This is a genomic window from Aliikangiella litoralis (genome assembly GCF_052495765.1).
Genome location: NZ_CP199292.1, coordinates 2,703,998 through 2,727,995, shown reverse-complemented (window position 1 = coordinate 2,727,995; position 23,998 = coordinate 2,703,998). Strand labels below are relative to the sequence as shown.

At 35.6% G+C, this 23,998-nt stretch carries 24 protein-coding genes and 1 tRNA gene; 14 read left to right on the top strand and 11 right to left on the bottom strand.

Going from position 1 to position 23,998, the window contains the following annotated elements; translation table 11 throughout:
• Window positions 1-40: 40 nt before the first annotated feature.
• The 4 genes from ACT5E3_RS11265 to ACT5E3_RS11250 all read right to left on the bottom strand — a co-directional run bounded on the left by ACT5E3_RS11265 (window position 41) and on the right by ACT5E3_RS11250 (window position 6,536).
• The gene (locus ACT5E3_RS11265; protein ID WP_444998403.1) at window positions 41-3,076 is read right to left on the bottom strand and encodes a TonB-dependent receptor; all 3,036 of its coding nucleotides are present in this window, start codon (window positions 3,074-3,076) and stop codon (window positions 41-43) included.
• Between the two features lie 515 nt (window positions 3,077-3,591).
• Complete coding sequence (locus tag ACT5E3_RS11260; RefSeq protein ID WP_444998402.1) at window positions 3,592-4,371, bottom strand: class I SAM-dependent methyltransferase; 780 nt, start codon at window positions 4,369-4,371, stop codon at window positions 3,592-3,594.
• 177 nt (window positions 4,372-4,548) lie between these two features.
• Window positions 4,549-6,288, bottom strand: a complete 1,740-nt coding sequence (locus ACT5E3_RS11255) for a sodium:solute symporter family protein (protein ID WP_444998401.1) — start codon at window positions 6,286-6,288, stop codon at window positions 4,549-4,551.
• A complete protein-coding gene (locus ACT5E3_RS11250; protein WP_444998598.1) occupies window positions 6,285-6,536 on the bottom strand; it encodes a DUF4212 domain-containing protein in 252 nt (83 codons plus the stop codon). Before ACT5E3_RS11250 ends, ACT5E3_RS11255 begins: the two co-directional genes overlap by 4 nt.
• Window positions 6,537-7,062: 526 nt before the next feature.
• On the opposite strand from ACT5E3_RS11250, the gene ACT5E3_RS11245 reads away from it, so the two are divergent.
• The 5 genes from ACT5E3_RS11245 (at window position 7,063) to ACT5E3_RS11225 (ending at window position 12,397) form a co-directional block, all read left to right on the top strand.
• Window positions 7,063-9,021 carry a transglycosylase SLT domain-containing protein gene (locus ACT5E3_RS11245; RefSeq protein ID WP_444998400.1) on the top strand — a complete coding sequence of 653 codons (1,959 nt, stop codon included), beginning with the start codon at window positions 7,063-7,065 and terminating at the stop codon, window positions 9,019-9,021.
• Between the two features lie 187 nt (window positions 9,022-9,208).
• Window positions 9,209-9,499, top strand: a complete 291-nt coding sequence (locus ACT5E3_RS11240) for a DUF6763 family protein (RefSeq protein WP_444998399.1) — start codon at window positions 9,209-9,211, stop codon at window positions 9,497-9,499.
• A gap of 276 nt (window positions 9,500-9,775) precedes the next feature.
• Entirely contained in the window at window positions 9,776-10,816 is a 1,041-nt protein-coding gene (purM, locus tag ACT5E3_RS11235; RefSeq protein ID WP_444998398.1) for a phosphoribosylformylglycinamidine cyclo-ligase, read from the top strand.
• A 26-nt stretch (window positions 10,817-10,842) separates the two neighbouring features.
• On the top strand, window positions 10,843-11,490 hold the full coding sequence (purN, locus tag ACT5E3_RS11230; protein WP_444998397.1) for a phosphoribosylglycinamide formyltransferase: 648 nt from the start codon (window positions 10,843-10,845) through the stop codon (window positions 11,488-11,490).
• Complete coding sequence (locus ACT5E3_RS11225) at window positions 11,444-12,397, top strand: DUF3108 domain-containing protein (RefSeq protein ID WP_444998396.1); 954 nt, start codon at window positions 11,444-11,446, stop codon at window positions 12,395-12,397. Before purN ends, ACT5E3_RS11225 begins: the two co-directional genes overlap by 47 nt.
• A gap of 14 nt (window positions 12,398-12,411) precedes the next feature.
• On the opposite strand, the gene ACT5E3_RS11220 is transcribed toward ACT5E3_RS11225, so the two are convergent.
• Both ACT5E3_RS11220 and ACT5E3_RS11215 read right to left on the bottom strand, forming a co-directional pair.
• A complete protein-coding gene (locus tag ACT5E3_RS11220) occupies window positions 12,412-12,957 on the bottom strand; it encodes a fused DSP-PTPase phosphatase/NAD kinase-like protein (RefSeq protein ID WP_444998395.1) in 546 nt (181 codons plus the stop codon).
• A gap of 41 nt (window positions 12,958-12,998) precedes the next feature.
• Window positions 12,999-13,217: a YheU family protein gene (locus ACT5E3_RS11215; protein ID WP_444998394.1), complete on the bottom strand. Its 219-nt coding sequence runs from the start codon at window positions 13,215-13,217 to the stop codon at window positions 12,999-13,001.
• A 286-nt stretch (window positions 13,218-13,503) separates the two neighbouring features.
• On the opposite strand from ACT5E3_RS11215, the gene ACT5E3_RS11210 reads away from it, so the two are divergent.
• The 4 genes from ACT5E3_RS11210 (at window position 13,504) to ACT5E3_RS11195 (ending at window position 17,067) form a co-directional block, all read left to right on the top strand.
• Window positions 13,504-14,625, top strand: coding sequence for a hypothetical protein (locus ACT5E3_RS11210; RefSeq protein ID WP_444998393.1), 1,122 nt, complete (start codon window positions 13,504-13,506; stop codon window positions 14,623-14,625).
• Between the two features lie 561 nt (window positions 14,626-15,186).
• A complete protein-coding gene (locus ACT5E3_RS11205) occupies window positions 15,187-15,450 on the top strand; it encodes a hypothetical protein (RefSeq protein ID WP_444998392.1) in 264 nt (87 codons plus the stop codon).
• Window positions 15,451-16,146: 696 nt separating this feature from the next.
• Window positions 16,147-16,317, top strand: a complete 171-nt coding sequence (locus tag ACT5E3_RS11200) for a hypothetical protein (protein WP_444998391.1) — start codon at window positions 16,147-16,149, stop codon at window positions 16,315-16,317.
• Window positions 16,318-16,626: 309 nt separating this feature from the next.
• The gene (locus tag ACT5E3_RS11195) at window positions 16,627-17,067 is read left to right on the top strand and encodes an AHH domain-containing protein (protein WP_444998390.1); all 441 of its coding nucleotides are present in this window, start codon (window positions 16,627-16,629) and stop codon (window positions 17,065-17,067) included.
• 492 nt (window positions 17,068-17,559) lie between these two features.
• Here the strand turns inward: ACT5E3_RS11195 and ACT5E3_RS11190 are convergent.
• From ACT5E3_RS11190 to ACT5E3_RS11180, 3 genes are all read right to left on the bottom strand, one after another.
• Window positions 17,560-17,646 (bottom strand) — tRNA-Leu (locus ACT5E3_RS11190).
• Between the two features lie 111 nt (window positions 17,647-17,757).
• Window positions 17,758-18,378 (bottom strand): L-threonylcarbamoyladenylate synthase, encoded by a 621-nt coding sequence (locus ACT5E3_RS11185; RefSeq protein WP_444998389.1) that lies wholly within the window; start codon window positions 18,376-18,378, stop codon window positions 17,758-17,760.
• Between the two features lie 145 nt (window positions 18,379-18,523).
• Entirely contained in the window at window positions 18,524-19,360 is an 837-nt protein-coding gene (locus ACT5E3_RS11180; RefSeq protein WP_444998388.1) for a PHP domain-containing protein, read from the bottom strand.
• Window positions 19,361-19,489: 129 nt separating this feature from the next.
• Between ACT5E3_RS11180 and ACT5E3_RS11175 the strand changes: the two genes are divergently transcribed.
• The 5 genes from ACT5E3_RS11175 (at window position 19,490) to ACT5E3_RS11155 (ending at window position 21,623) form a co-directional block, all read left to right on the top strand.
• Window positions 19,490-20,035 (top strand): cytochrome c oxidase subunit 3 family protein, encoded by a 546-nt coding sequence (locus ACT5E3_RS11175; RefSeq protein ID WP_444998387.1) that lies wholly within the window; start codon window positions 19,490-19,492, stop codon window positions 20,033-20,035.
• Between the two features lie 13 nt (window positions 20,036-20,048).
• Window positions 20,049-20,342: a cytochrome C oxidase subunit IV family protein gene (locus tag ACT5E3_RS11170; RefSeq protein ID WP_444998386.1), complete on the top strand. Its 294-nt coding sequence runs from the start codon at window positions 20,049-20,051 to the stop codon at window positions 20,340-20,342.
• 87 nt (window positions 20,343-20,429) lie between these two features.
• Window positions 20,430-21,047 (top strand): inner membrane-spanning protein YciB, encoded by a 618-nt coding sequence (locus ACT5E3_RS11165; protein WP_444998385.1) that lies wholly within the window; start codon window positions 20,430-20,432, stop codon window positions 21,045-21,047.
• A complete protein-coding gene (locus ACT5E3_RS11160; protein WP_444998597.1) occupies window positions 21,047-21,346 on the top strand; it encodes a YciI family protein in 300 nt (99 codons plus the stop codon). The genes ACT5E3_RS11165 and ACT5E3_RS11160 overlap by 1 nt, the downstream gene beginning before the upstream one ends.
• 13 nt (window positions 21,347-21,359) lie before the next feature.
• A complete protein-coding gene (locus tag ACT5E3_RS11155; RefSeq protein ID WP_444998384.1) occupies window positions 21,360-21,623 on the top strand; it encodes a BolA family protein in 264 nt (87 codons plus the stop codon).
• Between the two features lie 117 nt (window positions 21,624-21,740).
• Here ACT5E3_RS11155 and rpoS read toward each other — a convergent pair whose 3' ends face one another.
• Together rpoS and ACT5E3_RS11145 are read right to left on the bottom strand one after the other, a co-directional pair.
• Window positions 21,741-22,706 (bottom strand): RNA polymerase sigma factor RpoS, encoded by a 966-nt coding sequence (rpoS, locus tag ACT5E3_RS11150; protein ID WP_444998383.1) that lies wholly within the window; start codon window positions 22,704-22,706, stop codon window positions 21,741-21,743.
• Window positions 22,707-22,874: 168 nt separating this feature from the next.
• Complete coding sequence (locus ACT5E3_RS11145; RefSeq protein WP_444998382.1) at window positions 22,875-23,846, bottom strand: peptidoglycan DD-metalloendopeptidase family protein; 972 nt, start codon at window positions 23,844-23,846, stop codon at window positions 22,875-22,877.
• Window positions 23,847-23,998: the final 152 nt, after the last annotated feature.

The following is a 23,998-nucleotide window of genomic DNA, read 5'->3' as shown; positions in this document are numbered from 1 at the left end:
AGGAGGTCTTCATATTTAACTTAAAACTATCCGCTACGAATTAAAACTCATATCGAGCAGAAAGAGTTACATAACGAGCTTTTTGACGACCTTCAGGAGTTAAGTAGTTTGGGTTTAGCGGATATGAACCGTCTGGTTCAAAGCCTTGACTCTCCGCCTCATAATATTCATCAACATTAGTAGCTGTATCAAAATTAAACACGTTATAAATTGTCGCTTTTAATGTCAAATCACCACCTGCCACTTCCGTGTTATATGCTAGTGAAGTATCAACATTAAATAACCAATCACCAGTTCCACCACTACCTCTAGGAGATGGTTTACCATCAGCATAAAAGTTGAGATTAGAATATCCGCTCGCCCAACTTGATTGTTGCGAATAACACCAGTTATCAACACAATAACCAGTATCTAAAGGGTGACGACCAAATTTATTGATTGGTGCTCCAGAAGTTGCTGACGTATAAAAACCAAATGTCAATTCATCGCTAATATCATATATACCGCTTAATTTGAAAGCATGACGACGATCATTAGGTAAATTACCAGAACCAAACGCTGTACTTTCGACAAAATCGTTTGACTGAGTCCATCCAGGGTCAGCTTGACCATTATCTGATCGAATTAGACCTTCCGTGTTTCCGTAACTGTGAGACCAAGTGTAAGACGCCATAATGTAAAGATTTTCAGTTACATTCCCAGACAATGTATTCTCTAACGCTAGATAAGTTCTCTTTGAGCGAGGAAGTGCAATATCTTCTTTGTTGTAAATAATTGTATCTAATTGACCATCTCCATCAACATCGTGCTGAATTCGAGTATCGTTTCCAGGATTAAATAAAATCCAAGCCGCAGGGTTACTGGTCCAAGTTCCACCAGCCGCTTCCCATCGCTCTTTAGCAGCACTACGAGCACCATACAATGCACCATCTTCAATTGAACGTTTCAAATCCCGGTAAATATAACGAGAGCCAAATGTCATATCGTCAAAAACTTCCATTTCAAATCCGAAGGTTATTTCATCTGAATACATTGGTTCTAAATCGTTGTCAGCTACATTTAAGTGCTCAACGCTCGACTCAATTAAATCGGTACCAATGACAGCTCCGCGACTAGGTGAACCATCAGCCAGCAACGCGGGCCGTCCTTCAGAATCATATTGATCCGTTAGGAAGTAAGTATGCAAGTCAACCTGCCCGGATGCTTGTTTAATATTCATGTTCGCTGGTATTGGTTGAAAATACCGTCCAAATGTCGCAAAGATTTTTTTACTACCATCACCATCTAAATCATAAATTGCTTGAAAACGGGGTGCTAATTGCCCAGTGAGATTTGCATAAGGTTTACCTTCGGTTGTCGTATTTTCAAACTCTGCATATCTTAACCCCAAATTAAGCACAAGGTTATCTGTCGCTTGCCAGGTATCTTGAACATAAATGGCCGTTTGATTAATTTCACTAACACCAAGATTAGTACGAGCTCTTCGGTCAATATAGTCAGTTCCGGCAGCCAAACCAAATGGATTACCAGCTTCTGCATTTTCTATTGTCCACCAACCAAACGCTTCATTACCTGCTCCACCATTTGGTTCTTCTGCATAATGTACTTCAAGATTTTCTATATCAATACCAAACTTCAATTCATGCTCATCAAGAGCATAATTAAAATCAAGACGTAATTGTTCACGATTATAAAGTTCATCTGTGATGGTTGATGTACTAGAAGGACCATACGGCGTATTGTTTCCAGTTCGATTATCTCTAACACTTGGGAAAAGAGTATTTGGCACATTAACTTCAGTTTGTTCAATTTCAGCAATCGTCAACGCCATCGAAAAATCATCGGTAAAATAACCATTATAACTAAGAGCGATAGCTTCGCCGCCTCTTTCACCTTCAGAATAACTCGTATCAGTTCCAACAGTATCTGTTGACGGAGTATAGCCAAAAGTATCTCTTCGCCAATCTTCCTTATTACTAAAAGCAAATAAGTTAAGAGCGTGATCGTCCGTAATAAAATAATCTAAATTCATCATCCAACGGTCAGCATTTGTTTCTAGGTTATTGTAGTCCGTTGGTCTTGTATAATTGGTTTCGAGCTTACGGGGATTGTACAAAGTATAGAAAAATAACTTATCTTCTATCAGTGCACCACTAGCCCAAATATTAGTGTCCTTAAACTCACGTTCTCCTCGAGGAGTATCATCTCTTAAAGCAATATCTGTATGAATTGAACCATCAGATTTAAATATTGTATCGTGCTGGCTACGAAGTGATTGAGGATCATAATTAAACTCAACACCAGCTTTAAATTCATTGCTACCAGTTTTGGCTACCGCATTAACAACACCACCGATAAATCGTCCAAACTCAGCAGAAACGGCACCAGTTTTTACTTGAGTCTCTTGTATGCCCTCCCAAGGTAATGGCATAGAACCAATACCTGTTCTAAGATGCGATATATTGAGACCATTAATAAAATAGCCGTTCTCAGCACCAGAACCTCCACCAAAGCTATTTGCATCAAAACCACCGCTATCAGCCACAACACCAGGCGCTAGCAAAGCAATACTTTCGAAACCAATTGATATTGGCATTTTTGTCAGTTCTTCATCATCAAATGTTACACCCGAAGTAGAACTAGTCGTGTCAATAGAACGAACTGCAGTACCGATAATTTGAACAACGTTATCAGAACTTTGACTACTTTCTTCTAAGGTAAATTCAAGAACTGAAGATTGGCCTAAAGAAACCACAACATCTTTTTCTTGAATCGATACAAAACCATCTTTTACGATAGTAACAGTATAACGTCCAATCGGTAATCCCCGTAAGCTGTAACTCCCATTCGCGTCAGACTTTACTGAACGAGAAATCCCACGTGTTTGATGAACCACAGTAACTGTAGCATTAGATAAATCACTTTCTATGGAAGTAGAGAGCGTTCCCTTCAATGTACCGCTAGTATTTTCTGCAGACAAAGCATGTGGTGCAGAGAGCATAAGCGCGGTCCCTACTGCAATCGCAGCTAATGTTTTATGCGGCTTGAAGTGTTGTTTTAAGTTTAAGTACATCATATTCCCCTTTTTAAAATTTATAGTCGTTTTTATTTTTTGATAGTACACCATAAAACATACTTTGCATACAATAAATAATTAGATATAATAACAGCAATACATATAGCCTTTACTTATCAATAAGTTAAGCCATAAAATTCAATATTTCTTACTCAAAAAGTTGTTTTACACGATTATGCTTTTGGCTTCAGAGTGAAGCATCTGTGAAACAAAACTAAAGTCATTTTGTTTTACAAAGATATCCCTAGGATAGATGATGTGAGTACTCTCGTTGTACAGAAACAATTCAAAATAGAACGGTGAAACCAATGTGACCAAATAAAATTACTGAAGAATAAAAAACTCTCCTACAAGCGTTTATTAGTGCCACAAGGCTCTGTTGTATCAAAGGAAAACACCTGTCCAAACAATTATTCAAACTCGTAAAAATAAAGATATAAATTACAACTTTGAACGATAGAAAAAATTTCAAATTTCAAAACTTAAAAAAGAACTAAATCTAATATCTTAACTAGCTACTTAATAGGCTTCACAAATTTCAATACCATTCTATCAGTACGATCTCTTTTGGTTTTTCTATCCCTTACAAAACTATAATCCCTTTTGTCATCCTTTTGAGATAGTAAGTTAGAGTCTTTTGCCAATTTAAAACCAACGCTCGTTATCTCCTTAATAACCTGATTTTTTTCAATACGATGCAATGTATTAACATCTTTAACACCACTGCCTTCTTTAGCACTATGATCAATAATCAAATAAACACCACCAGGCTTAAGCGCATTAAATATTCTTCTATTCATCATATTACGGTTAACACCTTGCCAAACCGTATCATGATAAAATAACACCATCAGTGCAGCATCTAATTCTAGTGGTAATTTAACTGTATCCAGCTCATCAGTATTTTTTATAACATTCTTTCGCCATTGTTCTGAGTTCAAACGAGCTAACCAACCTTTATCAGGATTATTTAAAAATGTCGCAAATCGATTAATAACATAGGGTGGATTATGTGCTATCACCTGCCCTTTCTCACCTACAACCCGCGAAAGAATATCTGTGTAATAACCTCCACCAGAAGTAAAATCTACCACTTTCATACTTGGCTTTATTCCCATCAATGCTAACACTTCAGCAGGCTTTCTATGTTTATCTCGCAGGGTCTCGCTAGCAGGCCTTGCAGAGCTTTCAACTGCTTCTTTTATTATTTGAGATATTTTAATTTCAGAAGTTTTTGCATCTATTGCAGTAAAAAAAGATAGTGAACATATCGTAAGTAAAAGAAAGTTTTTCATTTTATATATCCCAATAATGTTAAAAAAGTAGTACTAAAAAAGATTAACTATAATGAGAAATGAATAGTTTAAGCGAGTTGAATAGTGTTACAAGATTTATAATAAAGAACCATCACTTGGTATAGCAAATGGTTCTTTACTGGTAGGTCAAAGTATAAATGTTATTAACTAACCTAACTATTGATATCTATGTGCAACGCTAGTTTCACCCGGTGTACGAAAGTTTTCAACCAATTGCTGAATATTACTGGGTGCTGGCCCAGTCAATTTTAGCACTATAAATGCAACCGTAAAATTAACCAAAGCACCAACAGCGCCAAAAGCATTAGGTGAAATTCCAAAAAACCAATTCGCTTCCATATTTCCCAGAAACGATGTGCCAGGTATAAACATAACTCCTTTATGCTGAAAAACATACAGCATAGTAACCCCAATACCAGAAACCATTCCCCATACGGCTGCTCGCCCACTCATTCGCTTTGAAAAAATGCCCATCATTAAAGCCGGAAAAATAGAAGAAGCGGCTAAACCAAAAGCCAATGCAACTGTACCTGCGGCAAAACCAGGCGGATTTAATCCTAAATATCCCGCAAGCAAGATTGACATTGTCATCACAATTCTGCTCGCAAGCAATTCTTTTTTCTCTGATAAATCAGGCGCAATAACCCCTTTCATTAAATCATGTGAAACAGATGATGAAATGGCGAGTAATAACCCCGCCGCAGTAGACAACGCCGCCGCTAAACCACCAGCAGCAACTAATGCAATAACCCAATTAGGTAAATTAGCAATTGCAGGGTTAGCTAATACCATGATATCGCGATCAATTTTAACCATTTCATTGGTTTCTGCATGGGCACTATATTGAATTTTTCCATCAGAATTTTTATCTTCAAACTTTAATAAGCCGGTTTTTTCCCAGTCTTTAAACCATTGCGGTCGTTCAGCATATTCAAGATGCTCATTTGTAGCAGGTGTTATTGTATTGGTCAGGTTTAATCTTGCCATAGCACCTACTGCTGGCGCGACAGTGTAAAGTAAAGCAATAAAAACCAAAGCATATCCAGCAGAAGAACGCGCAGCTTGAACGGTTGGTACGGTAAAAAAGCGCATAATTATATGAGGCAAGCCTGCTGTACCAATCATCAGTGACATTGTATAAGCAAACATATTTAAGTTACTGCCTAAGCTATCTGTTGTATAAGCTTTAAATCCCAGCTCAGTAACAACCTGATCAAGTTTATCTAACAGATAAACACCACTACCATCAGCCAATGTACTCCCTAAACCAAGTTGGGGGATAGGGTTTCCTGTTAACTGTAATGAGATAAATATCGCTGGAACTGTATAGGCAAATATCAGTACACAATATTGAGCAATTTGCGTGTAGGTAATCCCCTTCATTCCTCCCAAAACAGCATAAACCCAAACAACCGCCATACCGATACCCAACCCAAGGCCATAATCAACTTCAAGAAAGCGAGAAAAGGCCACACCAACCCCTTTCATTTGGCCAATAATATAAGTTAATGAAGCAATAATCAGACAAACCACAGCAACAATTCTGGCGGTTTTTGAATAATATCGATCGGAAATAAATTCAGGAACAGTAAATTTACCATGCTTGCGCATATAGGGAGCAAGTAACATAGCTAATAGAACATAACCGCCTGTCCATCCCATTAAAAAGACAGAACCTCCATAACCTAGAAATGCAATTAAGCCCGCCATAGAAATAAACGAAGCAGCACTCATCCAGTCAGCACCAATTGCCATGCCATTTTGAATCGGTGGAATTCCACCGCCAGCAACATAAAATTCACTCGTAGAACCTGCTCTCGCCCACCAGGCAATAACAAAGTACATTGCAAATGACCCAAAAACAGCTATATAGGCGTAAAGTTGCAATTCACTCATTCTGATTCCTCTGTATTGTATTTTTTATCGAGTTTATTCATTTGCCATGAATACCAAAATATCAATCCTACGAAGGTATAAATTGAACCTTGCTGAGCAAACCAAAAACCTAACTTATAACCGCCAATACGAACTTGGTTAAGTTGCTCAACAAGTAGTAAGCCAAAACCAAATGAAACCGTAAACCAAATAACTAGACAAATGAATATTAAACGCAAGTTCTCATGCCAATAAGTGTTTTTATTTATCACGTTTTACTCCGAACCAAGATGAGTTATATTATTTTTTATATATTAAACACTAGCTAAAATGCTGTTCTTAGAGTTAATGGTGATAAGTATACACAGAAAAAAGTGCCTGTGGGACTATGAAGAAAAATACAGTCATATCTCCTTAACAAACTCCCCAATAAGTATCGAGTATTGAAATAATGACACTTCATTTTCATCAATATAATATTAGCCCTAACTGTTCAGTTTACATAAATCACTAACAATAACCGTCAGCTAAAATGGTCTAAGTACTTATTTACTCTATATAATACTGGCGATTGTGTTTTAATCATTTATACTCAATATATTAAAGGCAGACTCTGCTTATTATTGCCAAAATATTAACCAATAATTAACTTAAAAAATAAGCATCAATTTAATTTTAAGTGCTAGGGATTTAATTAGTATCTAGATTGTCCTAAACTTATTAGGGAAACTAACGATATATAAATATTAGATGTTTGAAATTAGTCTCATCCAATCAGTTAAAAAGGAAACATTCGTGTCAGCACGCTTTATTAATAATAACTATTATTTACTCGTATTGCTTTGCTGTGTGTTTTTCTCCAACTCAGTGCTCGCAAAGATAAATCAAACAAGCCCTGAACAACAACTATTCCTTGACGCAGAATTAGCTATTAGTAAAAAAGATTGGAGTAAATACAATAAGTTAGAATCTAAATTAAAAAACTACCCCTTACTTAGTTACTTACAAAGAAATAAACTTTTAGCTAATATAAACCTAAATCATACACAACAAATAGAATCATTTTTATCCCAATATGGTGATGAGCCAGTTTCAAGAAAGCTACGTTACAAATGGCTACATTGGTTGGCTAAAAACAATCATTCCTCACTTTTTTTACGTCATTACCGAGACTTTGGTAGCACTCGGCTTAGTTGTAAACAACTCGAATTCAGATTAAAAACTTCTGAAAATGAAAACGATATTTATGCCAAGGTAAAACAAATTTGGTTAACCCCCCGCCCATTACCTAAATCTTGCGATAAACTCATATCACTTTGGAAAAAAGCGGGAAAAATGGATGACTCGCTGGTTTGGCAAAGAATTATATTAGCTACTGAAAACAAAAATAAAAAACTCGCTAAGCGTTTAATCAATAACTCTAACCATAAAACTCAAGATGCAGGAAACCTGCTATTAGAAGTCATCAAGTCCCCTAAAAAGCTAGCCAAAACAAAATTTAGAAAGCCTTTAACGAACCGGGCAAAAGACATCATCCAAATTGGTTTAAAAAAATTAGCTTGGGAAGATCCCAATTTGACCATTAAAATCTGGCAAGAACTAGGTCGAAACTACCATTTGAAAGGTCAATTTACCTCGTTAAAACGTGCTATTAGCTTAAGCTTAGCCATAGAACAAGATAATAAAGCCAGTAGTTGGTTATCTTCACTCACTAACATTAATGACAGTTCAGTCAATCAGTGGATGCTCTCAACAGCATTATACGAAAAAAACTGGAGCAAAATAGCAACATTAGCTAACCAATACGCCAACACAAAAAAGGACGCCGACAAGTGGCATTATTGGCAAGCTGTTGCAGAAACACAACTAGGCAACCTAGATAAAGCCAAACAATTATTTGAGTCACTTGCCAAGAAAAGACAATACTATGGCTTCTTAGCTGCACGTCAACTTAATCAACCGCCAGAACTCAGTCATCAGGCGATTAATTTTTCTGTGCAAGAGCTTAATGAAATCAATCAATTATCAGCAACAATTAGAGCCAAAGAGTTCTACGAAATGGGTCGTTTAGGAGATGCTAGGCGCGAATGGAACTATTTAGTTAAAAAAACGCCTTTCGAAAACCAGACTAAGCTTGCTTTAATAGCTCATCAATGGGGGTGGCAACATCAAGCAATACTAGCATTTGCACGCAGTAAACAAATTAACGATATTGAAAAGCGCTTTCCGCTTAAATATTTTAAAGTATATAAAGAGCAAGCCCAACAGCATGCTATTCCTGTTAGCTGGGCTTATGCAATTACCCGCCAAGAAAGTGCATTTAAAGCTGATGCAATATCAAGTGCTGGCGCTAGAGGATTGATGCAATTAAAACCTTCTACCGCAAGATATGTTGCTAAAAAAATGGGAAAAAAACGGATAACACCGCAACTATTAAAAGCAGATACAAACATTAAGTTAGGAACAGCCCATTTAAGTCTCATGTATAACAGTTTTTCATCTCATCCAGTATTAGCAACCGCGGCATACAATGCAGGAAAAGCTAGAGTTCAACAGTGGCTGCAAAATATTCACACCCAAGATCCATTAGAGTGGATTGAACAAATACCTTATAAAGAAACCAGAGAGTATGTTAAGAATGTGCTGACTTATCAGCTAATCTATGCAAAATTGACTAACCAACCCGATAACTTTATCGCTCAGTTAGATAACTACCCCATATTACCTCACCCTACACATACAGCTAGCCCATAAACCTTGACTCTTTTACAAAAGAGTCAAGTGAAAAGTAGAGTAATAAATAAATTGTCTATTAACAAAGCTGCTATGAATAATTTATTCCTTTTCAATCTGCCAATTTTGAACGATGATTAAATCATAACTACTTAATATTAAAGACTTCTTTAATCGTACAGTTTAACCAAATTAAGAGGATATACTCATGATGTCAGGGCAAATTTCAGCGGAAATAGGACATTGGTATCACCTTGTTGATAAAAGAGAAATTTTTGAAGTTGTAGCTATCGATTACGACGATCAATGCATAGAAATCCAATACTTCGATGGTGAAATTGAACAACTTGATTTTAGTGGGTGGAAAACCTTAACTCCTGTAGAAGCTGCAGCCCCAGAAGATTGGACAGGATTGTATGAATCAACTCGACAAGATCCAGCTTTTAATGAATATGCAATTAACGAAGCTCTCACTTCAATGAAGCGCAAAGCCAGTTAAACTAAACGACACATAAATTTATTCTAACTTTCCAAACAGTTTTCTAGTCATTAGCTAAAAAGCCTTCTTCAAATTTGTCGACATCTGTTGAATAGCATTATTTTTTAGCGCTCAAAGCCTCAGACTAGTGATTATCTCTCAAATCCTCCCTCTCTCATGCTCCAAGCTTTTATGACCCATTATTTCATAAAAATCCCGCAATATCGCTCGATCTGCGACCAATGCATGTTAGAATAGCGCGCAATTTCATGTAGTAGATAACCGAGATATTTAAAGATGTCAGAAAAGCAACCACAAGGCCTTAGCTATAAAGACGCAGGCGTCGATATTGAAGCAGGCAATCAACTAGTCGAAAAAATCAAAAGTGTCGCCAAAGCAACTAAACGCCCAGAAGTTGTTTCTAACTTAGGTGGTTTTGGTGCAATGTTTGAATTACCAACAGGCTATAAAGAGCCTGTTTTAGTCTCAGGTACCGACGGTGTTGGTACAAAACTAAGATTAGCGATAGATGCAGGTATTCACGACAAAGTTGGTATTGATCTGGTTGCTATGTGCGTTAACGATCTGATTGTACAAGGTGCTGAACCCCTCTTCTTCTTAGACTATTATGCGACCGGTAAATTAGACGTTAATACCGCGGCAGACGTCGTTAAAGGCATTGGCGACGGTTGTTTGCAAGCTAACTGCGCTCTCATTGGTGGAGAAACAGCTGAAATGCCTGGTATGTATGAAGGCAAAGATTTTGATTTAGCTGGCTTTTGTGTTGGTATTGTTGAGAAATCAAAGGTGATTGATGGCACTCAGGTTGTTGCTGGCGACCAATTGATTGGTCTAAGCTCAAGTGGACCTCACTCAAACGGCTATTCACTAATACGCAAAATAATTGAAGTAACTAACGCAGACTTAGCACAGGATTTTAACGGGAGAACATTGGCAGAAACACTATTAGAACCAACAAAAATCTACGTTAAATCAGCATTAGCACTCAACCAACAAGTTAATATTAAAGCACTTTCTCATATTACAGGTGGAGGCTTGTTAGAAAATATTCCACGCGTATTACCTGAAAAAACTTGTGCACAAATCAATCGCTCAAGTTGGACAATGCCTGCAATCTTTGAATGGCTACAAACTCAAGGTAATGTAGAAACAAATGAAATGTATCGCACATTTAATTGTGGTGTTGGAATGGTGCTGGTTGTCGCAGCAGAAGAACTAGATAAAGCACTCACAATCCTTCAAGATCTCGGAGAAGAAGCTTGGCATTTAGGTGAAATTGTTACAACCGATAGCGCAGAACAAGTTAGCTTTATTTAAACAACATACAGGTTTGAGCAAATAATATGACGGACAAACGAGTTGTTGTTTTAATTTCTGGTAGTGGCTCTAATTTACAAGCTTTTATTGATGCAGAAAAGCTCAATAAACTTAACGGCAAAGTAGTCGCGGTCATCAGTAACAAGCCCAATGTTTTTGGGCTTGTTAGAGCACAAAAAGCGAACATACCAGCGCATGTGGTAGAACATACCCAGTTTCCTACTCGAAATACATTCGATGACAAATTAGCAGAGATAATTCAATCTTATCAACCCGACTTAATTATTTTAGCTGGTTTTATGCGTATACTTTCAGAAACATTTGTACAAACATTTAATGGTAAACTATTGAACATTCATCCATCTTTGTTGCCCAAGTATCCAGGTTTACATACGCACCAAAGAGCACTCGCCAATAAAGATACTTATCATGGCAGCAGTGTTCACTTTGTTACTGAAGAGTTAGATGGTGGACCAGTAATTGCACAAATTAAACTGAAGTTGAATCATACCAATGATGAAAGTGAAGTCATGCAACAAGTTCAACAACTTGAACATCAGCTCTACCCTGAAGTTGCATCTTGGTTTTTAACTAATCGACTTTTAATGAAAGACAATGGAGTATATTTTGATAATAAAAAACTGGAAGAACCAGTTATTATCGAATCAAAGTAAAAAACAAATGAGCAAACAGCTCAATATATATTTTATGCTGGCAGTAAAAACATTACTGCTCAGTAACTTCGTTCTTTCTACAATTACAGTAAAAGCAGAAGAAACATTTGCTAAAGCGAATAATTCAGTAAACGAATTAACAATACAAGAACCCAATATTGTCGAAAAAGCTAGCACACAGCTTTCACCATCATCTAATTTAATACCAAACGAGCAAAATAGAATTCAAGCAAGATTAAAAGAGAACCCTTGGTTATTTCTACATCCTTATGAAGCCTCTTATCAAATCACATCGGATGGAGAAGAACTGGGGTTAGCGTCTCGACGCATGTGGTTTAATGATGGTTTATGGCAATTAGAAATTTCAAGTAAACTCAAGAAATGGTTACTCACATTAAAGAGTAATGAGCATTCTCAATTTAAATTACTCAACAAAGAATTGCTCACAACTCACTTTTTATCATCAACTAAAATCAGTTTTAAAAAACCAAGAGAAATAGAACAAAATTTTGATTGGGATAAAAAAGTAGAAACGGGAAGAAAAAATAGTAGTCAATGGGAGTTACCAATTAATGAACTTATTTATGATCGAATGTCGCATATATTAAAACTCAGAGCTGACTTATTAATAAATAAAAATGAGCTCAATTACATCATTAGTTACAAAGGGAAAAGAAAAGTTTATCAGTATGAAAGATCTATCATTGAAAAATTAAATACGCCTATGGGTGAGTTTAATACGGTCAGAGTCAACCGTATTAGTGGCGATGATGGTAGCTTCTCTATTTGGCTTAGTCCAGAGCTTAATTACTTTCCAGTAAAAATAGCACAGTTTGAACAAGACAAACCAGATGTCATATTGACGCTTAATAACCTAGATTTTTCTTCTATCAAAAAAACTAAGTAATTAATGACTTAGTTTTATTTTTTTTGCATTAGACTTAAAGTTTTATCTTTTAAACTTTTAAGTCCTGCATTTTGTCCAAGTAAAATAGAGTCATCGATAGAGCTTCCTTTAATTAGGTTTTCCCTTAAAGCTAACAAAGCGCCCACTCGATTCCCACTGGCACAATGAACTAAAGTGAGGCCTTTCGTTTTTGCTAAAGCTTGATCTAACTTGATAGCGTTGTCGACGGTTATCCCTTTAGCACCAGCGACAGGAATACTAATATATTTAATACCTAATTTACCAACAAGTGTCGCTTCATCAAAACCATCAAATTCATTGGTATTTCGAAGGTTGATTATTGTTTTAACACCTGACTGACTCAATAAATAAAGCTCTTCTTTACTTGGTTGTCCACCAGTAATAAGCTTTACGCCTTGAGTTTCAACTTGATTAAAGTCAGTATTTTTTAACAATTCCAATTTCTCAGCAATAACCGTCGATGTTCCTAACAATAAACACAAATACCCCAACAAACTCTTATGTAATATAGATTTAAATTTCTCAACATAATTATTCATAATTTTACCCTAATAAATTGTTCTTATTTATAACAATGAAACTACTCACCAATAATTTCATCAGGTTGCTTTAAGTAAACAGACTCATTGGCTTCACTAAACTCAATCAGCAATTCACCCTTTTTAACCATTTCTATAACCTGCTTAGTCCATTGCTCAACTTTCAAATCAGTATCAACTTCTGAAATATGAGTTTCAACATACTGTTGAGCAATCCCTAATAAGGCTTCATCAGATATATGTTTATATTCAATTAACATTGATATTCCACTTTCTAATAGGCTAAACAAACTGTCATAACCTAACACTAATAATCTTATGGCATTAATAAGAATAATATTTATCTTAGCATGTATTCTCAACCAATATTAATATTATATTCTTGAGTGCTATGAACTAAACGATGAATAAAAGATAAACAGTCAAACCATTATCTTGCAATAAAGATCTTCAATTTACCCTTTTTTTGAGTTGCTTTTCCTCCTATTTCCATTAATATCGAGCCCAACGAATAAACCCTAGCAATATGCAGAGAGCCAAACGACAATGTCTGAGATAAATATAGAAATGACATCACCCTCTTCTACTGTCGAACAAGTTTTAAACGCTAGCTGGACTGAATATTATCAACTCATCAATCAGTTAGCCATTGGATATAAAATAGCCTCCTCTTTAAAACTCTTAAACTTAGCTCATGAGTTAATGAACCAACTCAGTTCAGGTTTACTCAAAAGCTCTTTATTAGAGCGATATTTAATTGGGGGTATCTCAGATCCCAAGACCTTAAAAGAATTTAATTTAGATACAGAACTTTTAGGTGCTATGTCTGCTTTTCCTTCTTTCAAGAAAATACTAAAAAATGCTCCTGATGGCATTCATAAACTCTTAAAAATCATTCCCGCTAATGGCCCAATAGATGGATGGCATTTTTTACAATTTATTGATGAATATCAAAATTTATTTACTCAAAATGGCATTAAGCAAGCACCTTTATTTCCCGCAACTCGTTTGCTTAGCATGAAACGTCCCGATCAATTTGTATGTATTAGTCCAGATACAGATATTAGTTTTTATCAAGTGTTTAATATTAAGCCTCTCAAGAAACAAGACTTTCAAAAGTATTGGGATAATATTATTTTACCCATTCAGAAAACCAAATGGTTTAAGCAAGATTTACCCATGGAACCTTCTCAGCTTGCTATTTACCGTTCAAGAGTCTGTTTGTTAGAAAGAGTACTTAGCCAACCTGATACAGAATTTTTAGAAACACAATTAATTGCCTCTCAAACATTTACCCCATTAAACAATACCCATAATCCAACCGGTATATCAACATCCCCACAACATCAAGAAAACTTACAGAACTCAGTACTTAAAACTATTACAACCGAACAATCGTCAAACAACATTATTTCAAAAAATGGCATTGATATTGATCAGACTAAAGCATCAGTTTACCAAACCGCTAAACAACCTAAAAAAACGACTATTACCAAACGAAAATCAGCAAGTGTTAATAAAACCGCAGCAACAAAACTGATGTCACAATACTATTTTGCTAACAAGGCCAAATTTGCCAAAGTAGATATGAGTAAAAAACGAGAACAAATAATTGAAAGGTTGTGTGATGGTGAGTCAGTTGAAGAGGCATTTAATTCTGTATTGTAAATACTCAATCATTTAATTGAATACTCAAAAGCCACTTGATAATTCAAGTGGCTTCCAAATACTTTTAATGAGTCAACAACCCTAGCGGCTGTCTTCGCTACCAAAATCAATAACAATTGATACGCCTCCACTTGCATTAAAGATTTTCAAACTCCCTCAATACTGCTTACCGAGTTAGCGGAACAACATTTGAACCATTTGGCCAGCTTAAATTACAGTATTCGATATATAAATTGCCTGAGTTGTTACCTGTACTAATATTTTTGCGTCACTGATTTGTATCAATTATTTAGTTGATATGCCTGTAGCTTAACGAACGCCTACTCATCATTGAGTAAAACCAAACCCTTAACCAATAAATCATATAAACCTGCTTTTACATATATTGCACATTAAAACCAACCTATCGTATACAATACACATATAAAGGTTATTATATTAGCTAAGCTTAATTTATAAGAGTCGTCTTTTACTGGACAATATTTACGAAAAAAACAAACAATTGTGGTTATCAATTTAGATAAGATCATGCTAAGATACTAGTTATACGAGTAGGTTGTTATGATCAGAAAAATAAAAGTGAAAGCAGAAAAAATGGAGTTTATTTGCGATGAATGCAAAGCTGGAGTAATGCGACTAATTAAGGCAGCACCTGTAGTTAAAGCAAACAAAACACAACCCAAGTTATATCGACACTACTGTACTAACTGTAAATGCGAAGCACAATTTTCAGTCATATACCCCGCAATTTTATACCGTGAAAGTCCTTTCTTAATGGCTGACTTATTAAAACAGGCTTCAAAAGAGTCAATTTTAAAACTTTAAGCCTCTCGTAGCACAACATTACTACACCAACAATCTCAATATGTGATTTATCAACTCAAAAAACAGAGTTTAATAACACTTTTTCAGAATAAATAAAAAATATTATACAAAATAAACCACAAATTTATTGAGGACAATTGAAAGCAAGTTTATGATTACTATTTAAATCATTACAACATTTCAAATGTCCATAGGATATTTAAAATGTTAATCATGTGATATTTGAAAAGGAGATAAATAAAATAAACTTTTAAATCAAATAATAAGTTCTATCAGTCAGCGTTCAACAGATAAAAAGTTTGCGCTAGTTATTAGGGGATTTTTTAAAATGACTTATATAAAAACATTAGAAAAACCGATCATTGGCATAATAAAACAAAAAAACTGGGTTAAAAAATCGACCAATTATAACCACATTATTTCACAGAGCCAGTCATTCATAGATAAGATAAGAATCAAATTAGCACAAATCATTTTACACTTATATTTCTTACAAGGACCTAAAAATAAAGTTTACTATTTGACAGCCAATAAAAAATTAACAACTTATTTGCTACTTTAATTTTTATATCAGTATAAGTCCAGGTGGTAAAAGTTGCTTGAAATTAAAAATTCAAATTAACAACTAAAACAGTTCAAGTAGCAATTAAAAACAAATAATACTCTATGTATTTCTGTGAATGAAGTGAGTTAAATATGAAAAAAGCTAGCAATAAATTTCTTAATTATTTATCAACAACAGATAAACTTTCAATTCTCTGTTCATTAGATGATTTAAAGGCACATCGACTTTGGAAAAGTAGTTGTAAAGAAATAAGCAAAACGGCTTATTTGAAAACAAGAGATATTTACCGAAGCGAACTTTAGCTTTTCTAAATTGACAATTTTAGCAGAAGCCATCAAATATACTAAAAGTTTGATAGCTTCTCTCATTTTAGACAGATAAAGAATAGAGTCTACTATCACCAGTCATTTTCAAAAGGCTAGCATACTTCCAAACCAACAATTATTAAAATATATAAATAATGGATCGTTGTTGAACACTGCAAGTATTACTGATCAAAAACAAATTCTAAAAACATATCAATCTGTGAGTTACACCTCTTTAATAAAGTGGGAGTTACAAGGTAAAATAAAAGTCTGTCACTTAATACAATGGAATTGGAGAACAAGGGGATGTACCCGCATATTAAACCAGAACACACTCATGTGGAAAAATTACTCACTGAATTTGCTAAAATTGAAAAGCCAACTACTGCTGACTTTGCGGCGTTTAGAGTTAAGGGGAAAATTGCGGAAAAACTTGACACATACAGGTTAGAGGCCTCCCAAATGTCGCGAAAAGAACTGAGAAAGGAAAAGCATGACTCTTCACGGCTTGCTGCACATATGGGGAGAGCTGGCAACACTCGACCATCGAACCGATGTGATTGTCATGCAATTATTTCAGGTGGTCGAATTGAAGCTTTAGAAATGAGAGGTATTCTTGCATGGTTAAAGATGCGAATTGATGACCCTCATAACGGTTGCTGGTTACCGAGAGGTTGGGAGGATAGAAAGCTGATGCCAAACTATCTTCGGAATGGGGTGCCGCACAAAAGGATTCATCATCGATGAATACTACCAATGGCTTGCTGGCAGAATTAACCGGAATGCGGTGAAAGATATTGAGGCGCTAGTTAACGCACTACGACTTTGCAGAACCGCGCTGCAAAGTGGGCGTGTACCCGCTGCTAGTGTCATGCCTAAGACAGGTTAAAAAAATGATTTATAAGCTTATTTCAGATACAAAAAACTACTTAGGATTTTATTTCGATGAAGACCAAATAGACGATATTGTGGAAGAGCTTGGGGACGAAAATATTGATAACTTTATTAAGTTAAATCATTGTTCAAAGTGCCGTAAAAATACCGGAAAATTGTCGGGTCATTAGAGTCTAGAGTTAAGAAGTACCAAGTGCTAATGCCCTATTTCGAATGAGATTAGTTACAATCATTTGCAGTCCTTCTGCACTGGATATGCACCAGAAGAAATATTGAAGCAAATAAAAAGAAAGGTTTTAACGCTCTCTAGAAACGAAAAACCTTGTAAAAACAAGGCTTTAAATATGGTACCAGAGGCCGGACTCGAACCGGCACACTATCACTAGCGGGGGATTTTGAATCCCCTGTGTCTACCAATTTCACCACTCTGGCTCCAATTGCGCGGGGAATTATAGCTAATGCTTTATTAAATGCAATCAAATCGGGCCGTTTTTTTCAATTAAAACAAATCCAATCAGCTAGCAGCCAAAAACTGGCTATTATCTATTCAAATGCTTCCGAACTTCCGCCACCTTGGCGCATAACTCTGGGATAACCTTCTAGCATATCAACAACAGTCGTCGGCAGGTCACTGACAAAGCCACCATTAATCACAAGATCAACTTTACCTTTTAAAACCTCATAAATGTCTTCGGGCTCAGCTAATGGTATTTCATAATCAGGCATGATCAAACTAGTACTCATTAACGGCTCACCTAAAGACTCTAGTAATGCTAAGGCAATTGCATTATCAGGAACCCGAATGCCTATTGTTTTCTTTTTGGGGTGCTGCAAACGATTAGGTACTTCAGAAGAAGCCCGCAAAATAAAAGTATAAGGCCCTGGCGTATGATTTTTTAATACTCTAAAAGATGCATTATCAACACGCGCAAATATTGCTAATTCAGATAAGTCTCGACAAACTAATGTAAAGTTATGGCTTTTATCTAACTTACGTATTTTTCTTATTCTATCTAACGCTTTTTTATCACCAATATGACAACCTAAAGCATAACCGGAATCCGTTGGATAAACGATTAGACCACCATTACGCACACACGCAACCGCCTGAGAGATCAGCCTTGCTTGAGGGTTTTCATTGTGAATCTCATAAAACTGCGTCATGCTATATCACCTTAAATCAACTTGATTATATGTAGGCTAACCACAGAGTCAATTGCTTAAATTTCAATCAAGTCAGCTCATTAATTATTACATTAAAAACCATTATCTGAACTAATAGTATCATGCCTAAGTTAAATTGATAGAATTAATTCAGCCTATCCAAGACGTGTGGAATTGTCGGATCAAGCCTTGGATAGCGGCCTAAATCTGTCCATCGCAAATTTGGGTAATGAAAATCTGAACCACATGATGCAAGTAATTCATTTGCTTTTTGATGTACTTTAAGCCAGTTCATTTTATCTTGGTTTAAACTCGGATAAGCCATTTCTATCCCCTCTCCTCCATTTTGTGCAAATGTCTGAATCAAATAGCTTAACTTACGATTTGATAGCGGGTAACGAGTCGGATGTGCTAACACAGGAATCCCCCCAGCAGATTTAATTACTTCAATAGCCTCTTCTAAACACATCCAGTTTTTAGGTACTTTAATGCGCCCTTGCTTACCAATATACTTTTTAAAGGCCTGTTGCATATCTTTAACTTGCTCTAGTTCCACCATTGCTTTTGCAATATGTGATCGAGTAATCACTTGCTTAACTTCTTTTTTACAATATTCAAGAACACCATGCACACCTGCCTTAATCAAACTTTCATTAATCACTTCGGCACGCAACCAGCGTTTTTCCTGCTGAATATTTAGCGCATTAATAAGCGCTTTATTTAGGGGATCAACAGCCAAACCTATAATATGAATTTCTCCATACTCAGTTAATGATGAAATCTCTACTCCATTAATTAGCTTGATAGGTAACTGTTGAGATAAAATATATTCTGATGCTTCAGATAAACCTGATATTGAATCATGATCAGTTAAAGCAAGACAGTGGATATCACGTTCACTCGCATAATCAATTAGTTGTTTAGGTGAAAGAGCCCCATCAGAAAAGTGGCTATGACAATGAAAGTCGTATTTGAAAGTCAAATTAGTTTTCCCAGTATAGCTTGATTAAGATCACTCAGCGAATTAGGTTACTTTGCTATGTTTATGCCACTGAGAACGATAAATTAAAATATTATAACAAATATGCAGCGAACTTTACTAAGGGACTCTTTGCCTGGTGATTTAGCAATCTGGATTTTTATCTATTCTGAACTGGCGGTATTCGGCATTTTGTTTGTTTTATATACAGTTATTAAGACTTATTACCCTACTGAGTTTTCAGAAGGACATAGTCATTTAAATCAAATAGCCGGGTTGATTAACACGGTTGCACTAATTACATGTAGTTATTTCGTTGTTATGGGTGTTGATGCAATAAAACGAGACAAACAGACTGTCGGTTCAAAATGGTTATTTGCCTCATTATTATCAGCAAGTGTTTATGTTGTTGTCAAAACCATAGAATATAAACAATCAATTGATGCCGGGTATGAATTAACAACGAATCACTTTTACACTTATTATTATTTGTTAACCGGTTTTCATTTCGCTCATGTATTACTAGGCATGGTTATTTTGGTCATTATTTATTGGAAAACTAAAACAGGTAGTTACTTAAATAAGGATTACTCAGGCATTGAATCAGGCGCATCTTATTGGCATATGGTCGATCTTGTATGGGTGATATTATTTCCATTAGTATATGTTATCAAATAGAAAAGAGATGCTTATGTCCCCCATTTCTCCTAACAATTTCAATAGAAAACCAAGTCCTCGCTTATTAACCTCTATATGGGTTTTATTAATTATACTAACAATGCTGAGTGCTTATCTAGGCGAGCTAAATACAAAATCATCAAGCATTAGCGAATTGAGCAAAGGATTAATTTTGCTCATTTTAGTACTAAAATCTCAACTAATTATCGATTACTTTATGCAGCTAAAACAGGTAAAAGTGTTTTGGCGATTAACTATGTCAATTTTTGCTATTTGTATCAGTTTCATCATTTGGTCAATTACTTAGTCTATCTTGAGACATTTTCCGTAGCTTAGAAAAGCAATCCACGCTAGTATTGCCACCAATATTTTAATTTAACGTAGATGTTTTTTAATGAAGCTATTCTTGGATTTTTTCCCACTTGTTGTTTTTGTTGGTATTTATTTTTATTCTGGAGCAGAAAACCCTATGTATCCTGCAGTAATGGGGTTAATGATTGCTTCGGTCATTCAAACCATAGGTTCACGCTTGCTTACAGGACATTTTGAGAAGTTACACTTGTGGACACTTTTGATCACTCTAGTACTAGGAGCAATGACACTCGTTTTTAGAGATGCGGCGTTTGTTCAATGGAAAGCCAGTGTTATTGTTTGGTTAATGGCTGTAATCTTTCTTTATCGCCAATTTATCCTAAAAAAACTTTTTATCCAAGAAATGTTAAGTGCAGCTCTCGAAGATAATATTCAAGTTCCTGATAAAACCTGGCGTTCAATTAACTTAATATGGCCTATCAGCTATACTCTGTTTGGTTTTCTTAATTTGTATATTGCTTATTATTACTCTGAAGCTTTTTGGGTAAAATTTAAACTTTTTGGTTTAATGGGTTTAACCGTCAGCCTACTCATCTACACTATGATTAGATTATTTCCTTATTTTCCTAAAGAAAATGAAGAAAATACCAATTCTTCCGACAATCCATCAATCGCTAATATCAAAGAGAAGGATCAATGATGTTGTATGCTATCGTTGCACAAGATATACCCAACAGTTTGCCTCTAAGAAAAGAAGCTAGACCAGAACACATTAAAAGACTAGAAAATCTCAAACAATTAGGACGGCTGATTTTAGCAGGTCCTAACCCCGCTATTGATAATGAAGATCCGGGCGAATCTGGTTTTACTGGTAGCATTATAATTGCAGAGTTCGACAATTTATCAGATGCCGAAAATTGGGCAAATGACGATCCTTATTTAGCTGCCGGGGTTTATCAATCAGTGACAGTTAAGCCATTTAAAAAAGTACTACCTTGATAAAGAGGTTCCAATGGAAAATCAGCAACGCATCAACAAAATGACCGAGTTGTTAACGAATGCTCTAAAGCCTTCGCATATTGAAATAATTGATGATAGTCACCTACATGAAGGACATGCTGGCGCACGTAGTGGTAAAGGACACTTTACAGTCCACATAAAAAGCAAACAGTTTGCAGAACTTAAAGTATTGAAACAGCATCAACTAATCTACCAAGCCTTAGGAGATATGATGCAAACGGATATTCATGCACTAGTTATTAAATCTAGTTTTTAGTATAAGTTAATGATAATCATTTCAATACAATAAAATGATATAAAAAAGCACATCATTCGATGTGCTTAAAATGTTAATTCCTTTTGAGAAATATGGTGAAATAATTCCAACTATTGGCTAAACATTAAAAATACTTGAAAGAGATAAACCTTGTCTTTCTAGCATAAATCTTAACCGACGAAGTGCTTCTACCTGTATTTGACGAACTCTTTCACGAGTTAAACCTATTTCTAGACCAACATCTTCTAAAGTAGCCGCTTCATAATTTAACAAGCCAAACCGTCTTGCTAATACTTCTTTCTGCTTTTCACCTAGTTGATTTAACCAAAACTCTATACTTTGTTTTAAATCTTCCTCTTGTAGCCGATTAGATGGGCCACATTCTCTTTCATCGGCAATGGTATCAAGTAAGGGTTTATCATTGTCTGTGCCAATCGGACAGTCAACCGAGGAAATTCTTTCATTTAGCCCAAGCATTCTAGCTACAGTTTCAACAGGTTTACCAAGTTTCTTGGCAATATCTTCAGCCGTTGGTTCATGATCAAGTTTTTGCGCTAGTTCACGTGATGCTCTTAAATAGACATTGAGCTCTTTAACAACATGAATAGGTAATCGAATAGTACGGGTCTGATTCATAATAGCCCGTTCAATTGTTTGACGGATCCACCACGTGGCGTAGGTTGAAAAACGGAAGCCTCTTTCAGGATCAAACTTCTCAACTGCTCTAATTAACCCAAGATTCCCCTCTTCAATCAAATCTAGTAGTGCAAGTCCACGATTGTTATAACGACGTGCAATTTTAACGACTAACCTTAAGTTGCTCTCAATCATTCTCTTACGAGAAGCTTCACATCCTTTTAGCGCTTTTCTCGCAAAAAAAACTTCTTCTTCAGCTGAAAGTAATGGAGAAGCGCCTATTTCACCTAAATACATTTGTGTCGCATCAAACCCACCTTCTCTACGACTCACTTCTTTTTTTACTTTTTCTTCAGCATCAATCTCTTTTAAATGAGATGCATCTGGCTCGACTAAATCTAATTCATCTTCAAAGGGGGTAACGGTTTTTGCAGTTTCTTTTATCATTGTTATGCTCTCCACCATGCGGACAAGTGTCCCAGAAAAAGTTAAAGTTTTCACCGCCTGAAAACTCTGTTTAAAGCCCAGCTATACTCTTATTGCAATAAATTTTTTGATAGCCTTAAGTGGGTTATCGACCACTTTTAATATAACTTTAGGTTTTTAAAAAAAAAATTAGTAATTTTTTTTCGGCAGATAATTAAGCGGATCTACCGGCTTACCTTTATAGCGAATTTCAAAATGCAACTTATCAATATGAGTCCCGCTGCTGCCAACATCAGCAATCCTTTGACCAGCATTGACAAACTCATTTTCAGAGACATGAATTTTTTGATTATGGGCATAAGCGCTTAAATAATTATTATCATGTTTAATAATAACTAAATTCCCATACCCCCTAAGTCCATTACCTTCATAAACAACTCTACCTGAGGCTGTCGCTCTTACAGGCTGGCCGCGTGCTGCTGCGATATCTAAGCCACGGTTAGCATTACTACTCGATGAAAAGCGATCTAGAATTCTACCATCGGTAGGCCAAATCCAAGAAATAGTCTGGTCTTTATTTAGCCGAACAGGCTGTACTTTGTTTTTTTGAGAATAACTTTTTGCCTTACTAACAGAAGCCACTTTAACTTCTTTTGTTTTTTGAGTTTGAGAATGCTTATTATTCTTTTTATAGCGAGAACGAGAGCTAACCTTTATTCGTGATTGTTTTTTTTGCTGAATTTGTGGCTTCTCTACTTTTCCAACCTCAAAATCATAGCGAACAGGAGTTTGTAAAATTTCTTCATTCAAGGCTGCTATTAATGATTCAGGATTAAAAATGGGCTGATTACCAATATGTTTTAATAACAACTTTTGGCCAGGAAATATCAGATTATTTTTTATCTGGTTAATTTCTGCTAACTTTTCATGTTCTAATGCATAATACCAGGCAATTGAAAATAAAGTTTCACCGGGTTTAACAATATGAAAATCTTTTAGTTCTGCTGCTTTTTGAAGTGGTGTTGAATCAGGCTTAGACAAAACTTGCGATTGATTTGATCTGGCATATAAATCTATCACTGGCGCAGGCGCATTATAAGAGCAGCCATATAAAAGGCTAACAATTACAATTGTTGTAATTTTTCTTTGTACTATCTTCACACTATTCACAGGATATTATAATGACAAGTCTACATTGTGTTACAAAGATGCCACCCGTTATTTGGTTTGCCAGTACAACCAAACTGAATGCCAATAAACTCAATTCCCAACTAAAAGCACAGTATATCTCATAAACTAGTTTAACTAAGTTT